Origin of the sequence: Natrinema hispanicum (genome assembly GCF_004217335.1) — an archaeon.
Taxonomy (GTDB): domain Archaea; phylum Halobacteriota; class Halobacteria; order Halobacteriales; family Natrialbaceae; genus Natrinema; species Natrinema hispanicum.
In genome coordinates this window covers 1-16,085 of the sequence record NZ_SHMP01000009.1, presented here as the reverse complement: position 1 = coordinate 16,085, position 16,085 = coordinate 1, and the positions used below count along the sequence as shown (strand labels likewise).

Here is a 16,085-nt window from a genome sequence, read left to right as displayed (position 1 = left end):
CATGAACTGTTCGCATGTCTGCCATATTGGACACCGTACGAATGATACGTACAGGTGAAGTTAGTGACAGGTAGATGATCAATCTATCTGAGAGATGCCAGAAACTGCACGCTGAATAGAATGTTTTTATTAGTATATTTACACTCATAGGACCGTCGGGTATCCACAACGTGTGCTATCCCCTCAGCTATCAATCACGATATTCTATGTGTGCACCATACGCGCTACCAAACGCTGAAAAGAATGAGGCCAATCCGACAGCAAGGAACAGTTCCCACGGTGTCGGCCAGATTAGTGACGTAATATAGGTTACAACCAATGTAATTGCAAGTGAAATAGCTCCTGCAATAACTGATTTTTTGAGCACCTGCGAATCCATACAGCAAACCACATGATGATGTCACAAAGAACTGATACACAGTCCCTTCGCGCTGTGTATCTTGCACGCCTCGCTCAATCTATCCAGTAGCTGGCAGAAAGCGCGTGCAAGATACAGAGAAGGGATGCAGCGGGGCAACTGCCTAGTTGAATATGAAGGTAGAGGTCGTCACTCCGCCGCAGGGATGACTTCGGGCATGTCGTATGACCCATCGACCAGCGACCAGTGGGGACCATAGAATCGGGCCGCGAAGCGCATACCCCCTTCGGGGGCCGGCAGCCAGTTCGTCGCCTGCTCAGGATCGTCTGGCTTCTCGTGTTGGACGTAGATGACGAGTTCGTTTCCTTCGGTATGCAACAGTCCTTCCTCGAGCATGTAGCTGTTGATGCTGTAGCGGTCGAGTTCGTTCTCGACGAAGTAGCCCTGCGCGTCGTAGATCGGGATTTCCCAGAACTCGGTGACCGGCGGAAGGTTGTCGAGGTCGAACGTGATGGTGTACCGCTTCGACCCGTCCAGTTGCTCGCCGTTCGCGTCGGTAAATTTAAACCCAGCGACGTGAGACGCGGGCGAGTCGGGGCCCGCCCAGCCGAAGTCGGCCATGACGGCCCGGGTCAACCAGTCGGTTCTGAAGTCCGCCGTGTTCTGAACGATGTTCCAGCCATTCATGTCTACTACAACGTCGCTGTTGCCCTCCACGACGGTGGCTCTGACGCGCTCGAACCCGCTCTCGAATCCGCTGGTCAGGGCCTCCTGTACGTCGGTCTCGAGGGCGGACCAGTCGAATTCCAGTCCCGGGCCGATTCCGATCTGTTCCAACCGCTCGAGCATCGCAGCCTCTTTTCGGGAGTCGTCGATGAGTGACATGCTCGGGTCGTTCAGGACGAGGCTGAGGAGGGTAAAGAAGTCCGCTGGGGTCTGGTTTTCGACCTGCTGCTCTGTGAGCTCTGCCATTCGCGGGACTGTCTCGTAGTCGCCGGGGACGACTGACTGTTCCGCCCGTGGCACGCCCGAGCGGTCGTTGGCAAGCCACTCGCTGAGCGGGGTGACGGTCGTCTGCTCCTGTAAGTCGTTAACGTACGCGATTTCGGATTCGTCCGTGGGGTTGCGCAACGCGTACCGGACGAGGGTGAATAGAGTCTTCGTCCCTGCTTGGACAACGTCGGTCGCGGCAAAGTCGCCCGGGATCTCGCCCTCGTAGTCGTCCGGCAGAATCAGGTACGACCGCGCGTCGGTGCCGTTGAACTGATTCCCGGCGTAGAGAGGGAAGATTCCGTACTGGTTCATCAACTGTAGCGAGAAGTAGCGGTCGGTAACCTCGGGCATCTCGATGACGATGGGGTCGTCCTGCAGGTCGAGGAAGCCCATTCCGTACAGAGTGGTGTTGTTCGGAGTGACGATAGCCGTGAAGTCGGCCGTTATCGGTCGGCCCTCGTTAGGATAGTACAACCGATTGATGCCTACGAAGACGTCGCTGTCTTCCTTCTGCGTGTAATTAAAGCGCGTCACGTAGAAGAGGGACTGCTGGAGCCCGTAGCGGTACGCCGCTTCTGCAATCGCTGCCACGCTGTTATCCGTGTCGTTGCCCTGGCTCGCTTCGGACTCTTGGTCGGCAGCGACTGTCTGCGTTGCCGTCGATCCACCAAGTGTGAGTCCGCCTGCGATGATTCCCCCTCTCTGGAGGGCCTCGCGGCGTGTCAGCGTTCGGGTGCTGAACTGGTGTCCTCCATCAGCTGTCTTGTCTGAATGCTGGTTTCTCTGGCGAGTATTCGTCCCGCTCAGCGCGGTCCAGCGCGTTGCTCGCAGCGGGTCGGACTCCGATACTGGTGTCGTGTGGTGGGGCTGGTTGCTCATGGGTATGGCTCATGCCTCTCTGAGTGGCCCACAGCAGCAGTTGTGACCGACTCAGACGCTTGCACACCAGCGTTCGATATAATACAATGACGATACTCGAGAATAATTTCATGATATGATGGTAGGTATCAGATTGCTGACAATCTCTAGGTTCTCGATCAACTATCTGTCCCTGTAGTGAACGGTCACGGACTCCGCTATTCACCCATCAGTTCGTGCCGCTCTCGCGCTGTGAGTTCAGCAAAGGTGACCTCCTCCTCGCCGTAAACGGAGAGGGATCGAAGATCCCTCGGGCAGTCGGGCTACGCCCGACGACGGCGAGGCTTCCCACGGCACCGCACCGCTGGGTTGGGATATTTGCTGGTTTACGACTCGTCGGTATGACGGGCCGATGGCGGGGCCACACCGCCGTTACTCCTATCCCCGGCACGGGGACTCGGAGTTATCTTGGTGACCGAGACACCACAGCGGTTCGAGATGGGAGTCTCGAACGTTCTGGGTCTCGGAGTCCCGATATTGTCCGATTAGGTGGGCGGACGTGCCGCCTCGGTGTATGTCATACTACACCTCGACTGAACTTAAATACCTGTATTGCTACCGAACGGGGACTGTGTAAGCGTTGTCAGATTCACGCCCGGTCGTCAGACTACGTCTGACGGGCAATCAGAAATCGAAGATTTCTGATGACGGCGTAAACGCCGGGATTCTCTCCTTGAAGAAAGATGGCTCTCCGTCTTCTGTTAGGAGACCCTGGCGAGATACAAGCGTGTATTCAGCGCATATCAGGCGTTGCCGTATCAAAAGAGAGCTCTCAATTTCGGAGTGTAGTGACAGATTCTTAATATTTTTGGTGCTGCCAGCAAAATCGACATCTATGCGCCGTCGTGCATTCCTCGCGTCCGCCCTGACCGCCACCTCCACCGCCGCTGCGGGGTGTAGTGCTGTCGAATCACGGACCGAACACACGGATCCAACGGTAAAGACCGACGACAATCCACGGGATGATGCGAAATATCTCGAATTTCGAGAGGGTGGCACTGATCTCGCTACCGTGGGCATTGACCCCAGGTTTGCCCCTTTGCCGTACCATTTCCGCACGTCGATTTCACATCTCGAGGATACCGAACTGCAGTCGCTCACACAGCGGTTTGTGGCACTGGGCGGTGACGGCACCCCGCCACAGCTCTCGCTCCAGGGCCCATTTATCGGTGACCACAAACCCCATCCATCTGTGTCACTGTTCCGAGAGGGGACGGCTGCAGTCGTCGAAGTCCACCGGTTCGGCGAACTCGCCGATGAGACTGTATTTATTGATTTTCCAGTCACCAAATGGCCGGAGTCAGCCCCTCGACTCGTCGTTGAGAGCACCGTCGAACTCACCGAGACGGGGCTGACCGACCATACACACGTCCTTGACGGACAATTCGAATTCGAGTTCACCGCCGAGACCGAAGCCGGCGAACGGACCGCCGACACGCCCGGTCCGTCGGGGCAGGGCCGTTGAACAAGGGTGTCGGTGAACCGCATTAGATTGATCCGGACCACGTCTACATGGCTCCGTCATATAAGACTCGCACCCTGTATCTCGCACGACGATCAGAACACTTCTTGATCTAATAGTCTTCAGACGTCGCGGGAGTAACTCGAACGCAGCTTTCGCTGTTGATGGTAAGTCGACACGCTCGTATACGCCTTGGGCGCGCTCGGATTGATATTCGTCGGTGCTGGCGCGTCGATGAAGAACCGTACTCGGCCTCCAGACTCGTGACGATTCGCTTGACAGCGGTCAATCTGTGAGAGCTATAGGTACAGCTCACTTTGGTTATGCCGTTCGATGCGTGATCTGTTCTATAGGGATCAGCAGACTAGTTCATAGTTTCTCTCGTCGTGCGGTTTTTCCAGTGAGCTGTTTTTCTCGTGAGAACCTCCGAATATCCACGCTGATCCCTATAGAATCGGGGATTCTCGTGATCACGGAAGATGAAGGTTTCCGAACAACCTCGGGGTATCTGCCTTGCATCTTGGTGAAGTGTCTTCAATTCATACTGTGAAGACGCCGAACACGCCGAGGATTGCCACGAGAAGCCCGCCGATCCCCAGCAACCCGAGATACTTCAGAGGTTCCCACCGGTATCGGAAGAAGGAGAAGAAGCTGGCAAATGAGAACCAGAACAACCAGAGCGGCTCGCCGAGCTGGAACGCCTGGAAACCCATCACCGACAGCAGACCTAGGAAGCCGAGCATCCATTGCTGGTTGATTGATTCGTTCTCCCCGAGTTCGGTTTCTGAGGCGGTATTCATACGCTTTCTAGGTTGACAGACGACATATAGCGAGCTTGTAGTTCTCGGAATCCAAGAACAGTAGCCGGAGTGCTACTACATACGCCCTCTGTACTTATTGCTAACTTGAGCTCGTCTGTCCGATCCAGTAGCAATTCTCGGACGGTACTTTCGGTCTGTGCTTGCGCAAAGTCGTTGTTCAATACAGGCCAAGCAGATAACGGGGCAGCCACTGACTCACCGATAGCTATCAAACTGAGTGCCGTAGATCCGCTACGGTTTCAATGGGAGGCTCGTTCTTCCGCTCGAGCGCATAACTTCTCTGTTGCGATCGGGCCACGCCAATAACCGATCACGAAGCAACTCGCCGTCAGCAGTTTCCGGATCATATCCCCCGACTTTGGCGGTGAGCGTCAAGACAATCCAGCCGCCGTACCCGAGAATGACAGTCACACCAGTCAGTACGATGACCGAGACAACCACCCTCACGAGACGCTTCCTGAATCGTACCTCTGACTCTGAATTCTTTTCCCCATCCATGGTTGTCATACTGCTAACTACTATAGTTAATGTCAAAAACATCAGGGAGAACATCTCTTGGTGACACAGTGCTATATTCAGCCCGTCCACTCACAGACATCAATTCCCGATAAGCGTAATCGTCTGGTGTTGGCTCCGCGCCTGGCAGCCACTCGTCGATCGCGACGAATTCGTGTCCGTTTAGTCGGGCAACATCACCAGGATAGCTACGATCGCGGTCGCTCGTGTACTCGTCTGTCAGTCGATCTCGATGCGGGTCGCCCTCGGGTGGTCGATCTGGACTCATTCGTGGCCTCAAGCCACACGAGTGTGCGCCTCGCCCTCTCTGGCGCAGAAAAACTGGCTCGTCACGACGACTATGTATAAAATCTGATCAGATAAGTACAGATGAGGTGAGTATCGTAGCTACTGTCTTTTATTCGCCACAGGTTCGGCTGACTCCAGTGGTCGGTATTCGTGCTCACGCATCACACACACACCACAAGTTTCACATGCACAAACCCGATTTTTAAATATGTAGTATGGTCCCCCGTATCGCGTCACTCCATAAGAACAAAGTCCTCCACATTATTGGTGGGACAATCGGCGTACTCGCCGCTTTTGTGCTGTTCACCGATGCGACTCTCCATACAATTGCCCCCGTAGCAGTTATCTTTTTCACACTCATATTACATGACGTCATAGACGAATCGTACGACCTTCCGAAGGGGTCAAAATGGATAGTTTACGGTGGCTCTATCTTCGCTGCAGGTGCATACTTGGTGGTCACCAACTTGGACACGTGGGTTGGGGGTCTCTTGGCCCTCGCAGGTCTCTGGTTCATCTTCGATGGTGCCACAGTCATCCGATATGAATCGTGCCAAGAGGAAACGGAACACGAGTACGTGTCTGGCCTTGATGACGAGACGGGTGAGGTGATGTTCCGACTGCAGACGTTGAACGTTGTGTATCAGACGCTGGAAGAGGCCTCTGAACCGCAAACCGCTGCAGAGATTGCAACCGCACGTGGCCTCACCGAATCACGCGCCGAAAGTGCTCTTGGGTATCTAAAAAGTAAAGGTCGTGTTGAGGAGATCGGAGACCAATATCATGCGAAGCCACCCCGATGGGGGAAGGTGACTCCTATTGTTGAGTTCCTCATGTGGATCCCACGTCGGATTTTCCGCCCGTTCCATCGGGTAGCCGCGAGCGCTTAGCTCTCAATTCAAAGGGTGATAAAGAAGAAGTAATAGTAAAACAACTATTGAGCTCTTCCTCATGACTATTTTGCCCGACCACAAGTAGCACTCAATGCAGCAAAACATTACATGATAAGAAGTAAACAAACAGGACTCCGGAGACTCTCATATGTTCCCCGGTATACGGTCTAACTGGTCACGAACTCAGCGCAGGTGTGGTTACTCGCCGCTCTCTTGGGAGGTGTGCTGAATGGCTGATGACTCAGAGTTCTCTTTCAATGGTCCAGACACCCTTCGTGGGGCAGTGATCATGCTTCTCATCGGGCTTTTGGCGACTGGATATGGCGCATACGATTACGTCCAGCAGTCTGAGGCACTCACGAACGCGGAAGAGGTCACTGCTGAACTTACTACAAAGGGCGTTGACACTGACACAGGTGGAAGTAGTTCTGGAGTCGACTACCGGCCGACGGTCCGGTTCACCTACGAATACGATGGGACATCGTACACGAGCACAAACGTGTTTCCGACAACCATCTCACCGACATACGACACGGAATCGGAGGCTCGGTCGGTTCTAGGTGGGTATGAGACCGGTGACACAGTCACCGCATACGTCCCTCCAAGCGACCCTGACGATGCCTATCTAAAGCATCAATCCTCGAACGCGCCGCTTCTGGTTGTTGGTATCGGACTGCTCTTCGTAGTTGGCGGTAGCGTGTCAACATTGAACCGCTATTAGGCAAGCTAATTGATGCTCTCCCGGTTTGCAAAAGCGAAGGTGCGGGTAGGGACCTTCGCTATATTTAGGCAGGCCAGGATGCTTGAAGACAGCGTTTGACGGCCGGCTCAGACATGCTCACTGCACGTGCGAATGGTGCGGAAGAGCACGATTCCCTCAGCTATTAGTGAGCAAGTCTTGACACAGCGCCTATGGAACGGCTGTATATCTATAACGGCGCTCTTGCAGTAATTGGGTTTTCGCTTGGATTCCCAGCAGTGCGATCGCTCATTGATGGAGACCACAGTATTCCGGTACTGCTTCTGGCAATCGGTGGAAGTGGGATGATTGTCACTGCTGGCTACGAATCACTGCGAACCGATCCTGAGGAGTTTAATATCTCCGCAACCGCCCTCTTTGCGGTAGTTGGTGCTGCCTGTGTAATTCTTCTTGGAACCATTCTCTCTACGGTGTCTGGTATCTGAGTGACCTGGCCTTGTTGAAACCCTCAAGCGGTGATAGGTTCTCGGGGCCGTGCTGAATAGAACGCGCGGGCCGTGTTTAGACGCCGCTCAGTTGACGTCTCGACCGGGATTATGTGGAGTTGAGCGAGGAAGCGGTGAGTATGCCGTCTCAACTCGCCCGCTTCACCGACCGATGCATCGATTTGTCCCAGAACGCTGTCATCGGTAAGCCAGCTCCGGCGATCAAGAAGGGTGACGGCGGCTACGCTGACTGGGTGATTATCTCGATCCACTGCCTCCGAGAGTACCTGAACCAGCCGTACCGCCGGTTGCTCGACATTCTACACGAGATGCCGGGAATCGCCGCGAAACTCGGACTTTCTGTGGATCAGTTGCCCGATTTCACGACCGTCTGTACGCGGAAACAAGATCTCAAAATGCGGATCTGGCGGGTGTTACTGCGGCTGTCTGTCTCACTGCACGACCTCGGCGATGTTCAGGCGATCGACGCAACGGGCTTCAAGCGCCATCAAGCCAGCCGTCACTACGTTCTCCGCGTCGGCTACAACTTTGACGATATTAAGACGACAGCGCTCGTCGATTGCGATACTAGCGTCATCCTCGACGTTCATTGTTCGATGAAACAGCCGCACGATACACAAGTTGGACGACAGGTACTCACGAGAAATCTCACCAAGCTTACCACGATTACTGCTGACAAAAGCTACGACTGGGACGCGCTGCGGCACGAACTCAGGGACGCTGGCATCCGACCAGTGATCAAACATCGAGAGTTCTACGCGCTCGACAAAGCGCATAACGCTCGCCACGACGAGAATGTCTATTACCGACGGTCGATCGTCGAGGCGATATTCTTCGCACTGAAACATCGGTTCGGCGAGACGTTGCGGGCTAGAACGTGGTTTGGCCAGTTCCGAGAACTCGTCCTAAAGGCCGCCGTCAGAAACATCGAGCAAGCCGTGAGGCTCTGATACCGTTGATCTCACGCATCTAAACAAGCCCGAACGCGCGAATGTCGCACGAGATTTGACGCAATTTACGACGGTGGTGATCGCTCAGTACAGAGCAAGCACATATCGCTTAGCGTAAATTCACTATCCTTTTCCATAACCAATATTACATTATAGTATGGGGAATGATACTCAAGATATAGATAAATTCCGAAAGGTGAGTGCGGATGTGTTGAAAGAGTGTTTCAGGATAGCTATAACTGTTTTATTTTATACCGTTCTCTCTGTTATCGGACTCCTGATAGCCGCGTCATCTTTCAATAGGACGAACGTTCTATTGGTTATTTTAGGATTCTCTCTCGGCAGCAGTGCAATCGTTCTTAGCGTCCGTGAAATTTATCGTATATATCAATTCTATGCGTGTTAAGTTCGCACCTGTAGTGAGCGGCTGGTTCACTGCTTTCGACGTGAAACAAACGAAATCGTCGTGCTGCACTAATCCTCTGTATGCAGCAGGCCGTTTCTCTCAGACTCGTGGGCAATCGTACTCTTCGTGTGAAAGAGCGAGGCTTCGTTCCACGTTGTGAACGACGCACTTGATGACGAGTTCGCGGAACTGCTTCCACCAGAGGCGTGACCGCACGAATGCCCCGAATTTCTGTTTGATTGTAGCATTCACTGTCTCGTTCATATTCCGCTGGTGGTAGAGATCAGTGTCCAATCGTGCATTCCACGCTTTGTGGAGTGAGGTGAACTCCCGGTGCTTGATGAGAGGGCGAATATCGTGGTCACGGGCAAGGTGTCGAAGTTTCTGGTCGTCATATCCCTTGTCACCGGTCAACACCTTGATGGACGCTGCGTTCCGTTTCACTACCTGTGGCGCGATCTGCGTATCGTGTTTTCGTGTCGTCGTCACGTGAATATCGAGAACGGCGTTAGTCGCTGTATCGACCAACAGCGTTGTCTTCAACTGCTGGATGGTGAGGTTCGTTCGCTTCGTGTAGTGAGTTGAGGCATGCGCCCGCTCGAACCCGGACGCATCGATGCCGGTGACACCGTTGACCGGCAGATCCGTGAGCGAGACGTTCAGTAACACCCGCCAGACAGCCATCTCCAAGCGGTCGAACGCCTTGCAGAGCGTCGAAGGAGCAGGGATCGAGTTAAGGCCGAGGGTCTCACGGATGCGGGGCATTTCGATGAGTTCGTCAACGAGGTCACGGTACGTGGTCGTCTTCTTCACCTTCAGACAGAGCAGGACGACGTGTTGGCGGAGCGTGAATCGTTTCCGTGAATATCGGGTCGAGAACCGAGCTACTGCACGGCGAGCCAGCACCATCGCACGTTCGACGAACTGGAGGAGTTGTGATTTCGGGAGGGCATCCATCATCCCTCGCGCTACTCACTCGTTATGTTTCTCAGCAAGGGTTTCAACAAGGCCAGTGACCTGTACTTACATTCTCTACGCGTCAATAGGCGTGTGACCGGTTCTATGATACGCTATCAAGCACGGCAAATTGTACAGGACGCGAGTTTACATTGAGATATAACGGATGGGACTAATAGTCCTCAAACGACTGCCAACTCGAGCGGAGTCATCTCAGTACCAGTAGTTTACCGAGAAGGGGGTCGGCCTACGAGGTGACAGCAGTCAGAAGGCTCGAGGGTCGCTATCGACAACACTCGCAAATGCGACGTTCTTCTGAACCTGCTCAATTTCGATGGTAGGCTTGTCACCAGGTTGGGCCCCAGAGACGATCACGACATAGCCACGTTCGACTTTTGCAATGCCGTCGCCCTGATCACCGACAGTCTCGATTGTTACATCGCGTACTTCGCCTTCCTCGACAGGAGGTCCCGATGGGGCACGGCTCACGGTCTCCTGAGAGGGTGATTGCTGTGTCCCCTGTTGCATCGATGACTCTGTCGAAGCAGGAGACTCAAGAATCGCTACGCGATATGTTTCGTCAGCTAATAACGCCTCATGATCGACTTCACTCGAGGGAACTTCAACAACGTATGTTCCATTTCGCTTTTCGACTGGGGTGCTGAACAGAGAGCAAAGGGAATCTGGAATTTCGACCATTGAGTTTCTAGTACTCAGTACCCACGGGACAAGTAAGTTTCAGTACTTCATAAAGCTGGTCCTCGCGGATTGAATCGTCTGCTTGCTCGATAGTGAACCGCCTCGGGGTCAAGCCCCGAGGCACTCGGCCTGCTCCGCCTGTAGAATTTGATTTCGGTGCCGAATGGGGCAGCCCGCCGGCTCAGATCGACCAGCGCCATCGTAAGCGTCCCACGAGGCGTTTGTCAAGCGGTTCGTTTGCTCGGCCACAGTGCGATGACTGAATCGGACTATCAAACCACTGCCAAGATCAGTATGCTGAATACGGGGATGTATTCCAGATATATTTCAAACATATGTCGGATTTTCCAAAGTTGTGTCACTTGGCGGTGACATAGGTGAGGAAAGCCAGAGCGACAGTCTGAAGCACACGGAGGGTGGCCACGGACTGCTGGACACCTGGGGAATTAGCGTAGAGCATCCCGGTGCTGAAAAAGAAATAAATTGCGACGGCATTCTCAAGGAGCAGAACAACGCCGAACATGGCCAACCCTGCGGTCATCTCGGATCCGAACGTTCGGTAGTTGCGTACCCAGATAACCGTCAACACCACCAGGAAAAGTACGTTCACTGCCGAGAGGAGGGTCGCCACCAGCATCCAGGGCCCCATCGCCCCCGCCATTCACATCGCCTCCAGAACAGTTTCGAACTCCTCGCGGTGTCGCTCGAACCGATCGGTCAGAAAGTACAACTTCCCGTACTCGTCGCCACCGGATTCAATAACGTCGTGTTCCTGTAACATGTTGAGGTGGTGTCTCACAGTATTGTAATCGACGTCGAGGCACTCCGCGAGCTGATTGGCGTTCCGGGGTCGATCGTCGAGAGCGGCGATGATGCGTGCACGGTTCTCGCCGCCACGGGTGCCAACGAGGAGATACCAGAGTGCCTTCTCCATCCGTGCGTTGCCTCGTATTAGGGATTATGAGTCCGGCGTTCATCCGTGTACCGTCTTCGTGACCCAGCCGGTTGCCCCGCTCGGGAACGCGTCCGACCGCTCTTCGGGCTGGAGCTCCCCTTCGCCGTCGATCGCTCGAACCACGACCTCATGGCTGCCGTCGGGTTCGAACTCGTATCGCCACTGTCGCCACACGTCGATCCCGCGGAGCGGCTCCGAGAGTTCCGCGTCCTGCCAGGTGCTGCCCCCGTCCGTCGATATTTCCACGCGCTCGATGCCACGTGTCCCGGCGTAGGCGTGGCCGGCCACCTCGACGTTCCCGTTGTCAAGCACAGTGTCACTCCAGAGTTTGGCGACGGTGTTCACTGGCCCGGTGCCGTGCCAACCGCGCTGTTCCCAGTAGCCGTCCATCTCCTCGTCCAGGAGTTCGATCTCGGTGAGCCACTTGACGTTCGTCTCGCCCCAGTGGCCGGGGATCAGCACGCGCACCGGGTGGCCGTGAGACTGGGGGAGCGACCGACCGTTCATTCCCCACGCGAGAAAGCCGTCTTCGAGTGCCTCGATCGGGAACTGGACGAAGTACCCGTCTTCCGCACGGAGCATCGCACACCCACATTCGCCCTCGGGGTCGGCCTCCTCAAGGAGCGGTTCGATCGGTGTCCCTGTCCAGACGGCGTTGTCCAGTTTCGCACCGTTCAGGTTCTCGCCGACACACCGTAGCGTCACGAACCGATGCTTGGTCGGCATATCCGTCAGTTCGTCGAACGTAACGGTTACGTCGTCACCGACTTCCCCAGTGACCGTCAGCGACCAGTCGTCGGGCGAGAGGTTCGGGTCGAACTCCGCTATGTCGACGTTGTAAAACTCCTCGAACGTACTCACGAGTCCCGGAACGTCGCCGCGGATGTCGAGGGATTTCGATTCGGCCTCCTGCATTAGTGTGGCTATCCCGTCATCCGTCGTCTCGTCGAGAGGTTCGCCGCCGGCGGTGTCGTCGTCAGCCGTCAATTGACGGAAGCCGATAGCTGTGCCGATGAAAGCCAAAGCGCTTACGCTCGAGATGAGTGCGCGCCGCCGCGACGGGTCATGTTCGGGAGCGGCGAGCGGCGTAGCGCCAACGGCGGTAAGTACTGTTACGGGCCCAGCAGCACCGACTGCGAGTAGTGGCTCTGCCGTAATCAAGGCAGTCAGGCTCCACGCCAAGACGCCGGACAGGCCAACACCGATCACGGGCCGCTCGAATCCTCGAGCAATGTGAAGCCCGACGATCGCAGTGCCCGCGAGCAATCCAATTGCGATAACGAACGAAAGCGCAATGTGCAGCAGATGCCCCTGTTCGCCGACGTTCTCTATCATCCAGGCGACGATTAGTCCCGGCGTGGTCCCGACGACAAGGTCGTCGATAGGCGCGACGAGGAACTCCCGGGTGTATCCCGCCGCCATGTAGGATCCTGCGACGCCGGTCATGCCCGCGAGCGTCGCGAACGAGACAGCGTTGCGGGATGGATAATCAACCATCGTTATGTCCCCCTCTCGCTCATCGGCTCACTCCCTCCCCACGGAGACGATGGGACAGTTGACGGTGGCGGTGTCGGTGTCGAGGATGTTCGCCGAGGTGGCCGTATCGAGGTCCGAAACGTCCTCGAAATCGGTATTGTCGTGAACCGCCTCGGGGTCAAGCCCCGAGGCTTCCTGTTTCCACGACGTTGTCAGACTCTGTCTGACAGCCTGTCGAGGTTCCCTCGACAAACGCGCTTTGCAGACACCGAGGTGGTGTCCGTAGGGAGCGCAGTCTCCACAGGCGTGTCTTCGGGCCATCCCAGCCCTAGTTCAGAAAAGCCGCGTTGTGACACGTTCATCGCCGCATTCGCGTCACGGTCACACTCGAACCCACACGACGGGCAGGAGTGTTCCCGCACCCAGATGGGCTTCGCCGTCTCTCCACCGCACGACGCGCACTCTTTCGTCGTTCCTGCCGCTTCGACCTGCACGACGTGGCAACCGTACAGGTCGGCCTTGTATTCGAGCAGAGTGATGAACTGTCGCCACGCCGCATCCTGCTTGTTCCGGGCGTTGTGCGACTGTTCGAGCATCCCCTTCACGTCCAAGTCCTCAACGAATACGGCGTCGTACTCGCGGACGAGCCACGTCGTAATCTTGTGCTGATAGTCCAACACCTTCCGGCGGATGTGGCGCTTGACCTTGGCGACCTGCTTGCGTTGTTTCTCGTAGTTGTTCGAACCTTGCTCCTTCCGCGAGAGTTTGCGCTGTTCGCGGCGCAATCGCTCGTACTCGTCTTCGAGGTCGAGCCAATCCACAGTCTTGCCGTCCGACGTATGGATGTAGTTGAGGATGCCGAGGTCAACCCCAACGCTGTTACTCGCGTTGAGCGAGTCCACGTCGGGTTTCTCGGGCAGGTCGTCCGCATCGGTTTCCAGTCCGAAGGAGACGAACCAATCGCCGGTCGTTTCCTTCTTGACCGTGACTTCCTTGATGTCTGCTTTGTCGGGGATGTTGCGGTGGTAGCGGATTTTGATGTCGCCGATTTTGGAGAGCCAGAGTGTCGCATGTCGGCCACTCGTGTTTTTGAGTTCGAAGCCAGACTGCGAATACGTCATACTCTGGAACTCCCGTGGTGACTTCCACGTGAGTTTCCCTACCTTGTTCCCGTTCGCCTTCTGGTCAGAGAGGTTCGAGAGGTTCTGGTAGAATCGCGTGACAGTTCGTTGTAGGGCCTTCGAATTGACCTCTGAGATGACGGGAAACTCGTCTTTCCAGCCGGGAAGTCGGGAGTGGTGTTTGTATGCAGACCCGATGGTATCGGCGTCAACATGGACGTACTCGTACAGAGTGTAGTTGTATGCTTGGCGATGAACGTCGATGTGGTATTCCAGTTCAGCCGCTACCTCTTGTGTCGGGTATACAGAGTAGCGGTGACTGTATTCCATCGCTGTCTCTTGGTTAGAGATGTGTTTACTTAGTGGTTTGTACCCCTGCCTATCGGATTCAACCCCGGGGTCAAGCCCTGTCTCTTACCCACAAGTTCTAACCCCGTAGCTGACGAATTGAGACGGGAAAATGGGACGGGGGTCACGGAGTTGGCAGCCTGATTTAGACGATGACGGAGAGTTGTGTGACATGGATGTATCAGGTTGGATTCGAACAGAGTTTCGCTCAGCTAATCTCGGAGACAAGCGCCTCACCGATCGACTGGTGCAACTTGGGGATGAACTCGGCAGTTCACCTGCCGAGTCCATCCCAACTGCCTGCGAAGACTGGGCCTCCACAAAGGCTACGTACCGATTTTGCGATAATGAGAATGTGGAACCGAACGAGATCCTCTCCGCTCACAAGCAAGCACAACGATCACGAGTGAGTCAGTTAGACGAACTCGTGATCGTCTCCGATACCACTGAACTTGTCTTTCCGAGACATCCATCCAAGGACGGACTCGGCGACATTGGTAACTCTGAGATGGACCTTGAGGGCGTCAAAGTCCACTCAACGATCGGCATTCATCCACAAACACATCGAATGACAGGGGTCCTCGATCAGCAGGCGCTGATCGAGGACCAACAGGCTGACAAAAAGTATGAGACAAACGGGAAATCAGAGCCAATTCCGTTGGAGAGTGAACAGGAGAAGTGGGCTCGTGGTGACAGGCAAGCCAGAAACTGGCTTGCCGACGATGTTCGCCCGTTGTTTGTTCATGATCGAGGAGCAGATGCATTCGCGTTCTATACAGACGTTGTCGAAGAGATAGAGAACGCTGGATTCATCGTTCGAGCCAACCAAAACCGACGGATTTGGACAGAAAACGATGAATCTGGGAAACTCTTTGACTGGAGCAGCGACCTTGCCGAGCAAGGTCGCAAAACGATCGAGATTCAACAGGCAAGTGGGCGAGAAGCCAGGACAGCAGAGCTGTCGATTGCAACGGGAACCTGTGAGTTGCGTGCGCCGCGGAATAATCCTGATCAAGACGGTTCAGTGGCAGTAAATGTCGTACGAGTCGATGAGATCGGTGAAACTGACGACCCGATTCAGTGGGTGTTACTCACCACTGAATCGGTCGAAGAGTTTAACGAGACGCTGACTGTCATCGACTATTATGGTCTTCGCTGGCGAATCGAAGACTGGCACAAAGTGCTGAAGAGTGGCTGTAACATCGAAGAACGGCAACTCCAGACTTGGGAACGAATGGAAGTCTTGCTAAGTCTGTACTCGGTGATTGCCTGGAAGGTCCTGGAGTTACGAGAGCTTGCTCGGGGAGAGACCTCGACTGCACCTGATGTCTTGTTGAGCGAAGCAGAGCGCGCAGTTCTGGAAACAAAATTTCCAGAACTGCAAGACCAGAACGGGAAAGCCTACGCTGTGAGTGTAGCGAAGCTTGGCGGGTATCTGGACCGCGGATCAGATCCTCCTCCAGGATGGGAAACGATGTGGAAAGGCCTCCAGAAGCTACGCATGTGGGCAGAAGGGTACGAACTCGGTGCTGAATGAGCGCCAACGGCGACTCATTCAGCGGACCTCAACGTGAATTCAGACTTCGTTCCAATTTTACAGACTGACCACTCCTCAGAAACGGTGAGCCAGTCCAGATAATGAAAACATCCCGACTAATTCTTTGATTTCAGACGCATCTACTTGATTTTTCTCGCTGGTGCTGAGTTATGGGTAAGAG

At 55.0% G+C, this 16,085-nt stretch carries 15 protein-coding genes and 1 pseudogene; 6 read left to right on the top strand and 10 right to left on the bottom strand.

Annotated elements, in window-relative coordinates:
• Positions 1 to 547: 547 nt before the first annotated feature.
• Positions 548 to 2,230, bottom strand: coding sequence for a DUF1254 domain-containing protein (locus tag BDK88_RS19100; protein WP_242611732.1), 1,683 nt, complete (start codon positions 2,228 to 2,230; stop codon positions 548 to 550).
• Positions 2,231 to 3,104: 874 nt separating this feature from the next.
• Between BDK88_RS19100 and BDK88_RS19095 the strand changes: the two genes are divergently transcribed.
• A complete protein-coding gene (locus tag BDK88_RS19095; RefSeq protein ID WP_130501752.1) occupies positions 3,105 to 3,734 on the top strand; it encodes a hypothetical protein in 630 nt (209 codons plus the stop codon).
• 536 nt (positions 3,735 to 4,270) lie between these two features.
• On the opposite strand, the gene BDK88_RS19090 is transcribed toward BDK88_RS19095, so the two are convergent.
• From BDK88_RS19090 to BDK88_RS22425, 3 genes and pseudogenes are all read right to left on the bottom strand, one after another.
• Positions 4,271 to 4,531: a hypothetical protein gene (locus BDK88_RS19090; RefSeq protein WP_130501751.1), complete on the bottom strand. Its 261-nt coding sequence runs from the start codon at positions 4,529 to 4,531 to the stop codon at positions 4,271 to 4,273.
• 252 nt (positions 4,532 to 4,783) lie between these two features.
• Complete coding sequence (locus BDK88_RS19085) at positions 4,784 to 5,059, bottom strand: hypothetical protein (protein ID WP_242611731.1); 276 nt, start codon at positions 5,057 to 5,059, stop codon at positions 4,784 to 4,786.
• Positions 5,060 to 5,156: 97 nt separating this feature from the next.
• Positions 5,157 to 5,336 (bottom strand): annotated as a pseudogene (locus tag BDK88_RS22425) (hypothetical protein); the annotation flags it as partial.
• Positions 5,337 to 5,571: 235 nt separating this feature from the next.
• On the opposite strand from BDK88_RS22425, the gene BDK88_RS19075 reads away from it, so the two are divergent.
• The 4 genes from BDK88_RS19075 to BDK88_RS19060 all read left to right on the top strand — a co-directional run bounded on the left by BDK88_RS19075 (position 5,572) and on the right by BDK88_RS19060 (position 8,405).
• On the top strand, positions 5,572 to 6,246 hold the full coding sequence (locus tag BDK88_RS19075; protein ID WP_130501749.1) for a hypothetical protein: 675 nt from the start codon (positions 5,572 to 5,574) through the stop codon (positions 6,244 to 6,246).
• Between the two features lie 232 nt (positions 6,247 to 6,478).
• Complete coding sequence (locus BDK88_RS19070; protein WP_130501748.1) at positions 6,479 to 6,970, top strand: DUF3592 domain-containing protein; 492 nt, start codon at positions 6,479 to 6,481, stop codon at positions 6,968 to 6,970.
• A gap of 191 nt (positions 6,971 to 7,161) precedes the next feature.
• Positions 7,162 to 7,434, top strand: a complete 273-nt coding sequence (locus tag BDK88_RS19065) for a hypothetical protein (RefSeq protein ID WP_130501747.1) — start codon at positions 7,162 to 7,164, stop codon at positions 7,432 to 7,434.
• Positions 7,435 to 7,574: 140 nt separating this feature from the next.
• The gene (locus BDK88_RS19060; RefSeq protein WP_130501746.1) at positions 7,575 to 8,405 is read left to right on the top strand and encodes an IS5 family transposase; all 831 of its coding nucleotides are present in this window, start codon (positions 7,575 to 7,577) and stop codon (positions 8,403 to 8,405) included.
• A gap of 505 nt (positions 8,406 to 8,910) precedes the next feature.
• On the opposite strand, the gene BDK88_RS19055 is transcribed toward BDK88_RS19060, so the two are convergent.
• The 6 genes from BDK88_RS19055 to BDK88_RS19030 form a co-directional block, all read right to left on the bottom strand.
• A complete protein-coding gene (locus BDK88_RS19055; protein WP_130501745.1) occupies positions 8,911 to 9,768 on the bottom strand; it encodes an IS5 family transposase in 858 nt (285 codons plus the stop codon).
• A gap of 264 nt (positions 9,769 to 10,032) precedes the next feature.
• On the bottom strand, positions 10,033 to 10,467 hold the full coding sequence (locus BDK88_RS22420) for a TRAM domain-containing protein (RefSeq protein ID WP_130501744.1): 435 nt from the start codon (positions 10,465 to 10,467) through the stop codon (positions 10,033 to 10,035).
• A gap of 358 nt (positions 10,468 to 10,825) precedes the next feature.
• Entirely contained in the window at positions 10,826 to 11,116 is a 291-nt protein-coding gene (locus BDK88_RS19045) for a hypothetical protein (RefSeq protein WP_242611729.1), read from the bottom strand.
• Positions 11,117 to 11,128: 12 nt separating this feature from the next.
• On the bottom strand, positions 11,129 to 11,401 hold the full coding sequence (locus BDK88_RS19040) for a winged helix-turn-helix domain-containing protein (RefSeq protein WP_130501742.1): 273 nt from the start codon (positions 11,399 to 11,401) through the stop codon (positions 11,129 to 11,131).
• Positions 11,402 to 11,440: 39 nt separating this feature from the next.
• A complete protein-coding gene (locus BDK88_RS19035) occupies positions 11,441 to 12,919 on the bottom strand; it encodes a molybdopterin-dependent oxidoreductase (RefSeq protein ID WP_130501741.1) in 1,479 nt (492 codons plus the stop codon).
• A 191-nt stretch (positions 12,920 to 13,110) separates the two neighbouring features.
• Entirely contained in the window at positions 13,111 to 14,349 is a 1,239-nt protein-coding gene (locus BDK88_RS19030) for an RNA-guided endonuclease InsQ/TnpB family protein (protein ID WP_130501740.1), read from the bottom strand.
• Between the two features lie 130 nt (positions 14,350 to 14,479).
• On the opposite strand from BDK88_RS19030, the gene BDK88_RS19025 reads away from it, so the two are divergent.
• Positions 14,480 to 15,904 carry an IS4 family transposase gene (locus BDK88_RS19025; RefSeq protein ID WP_092930581.1) on the top strand — a complete coding sequence of 475 codons (1,425 nt, stop codon included), beginning with the start codon at positions 14,480 to 14,482 and terminating at the stop codon, positions 15,902 to 15,904.
• Positions 15,905 to 16,085: the final 181 nt, after the last annotated feature.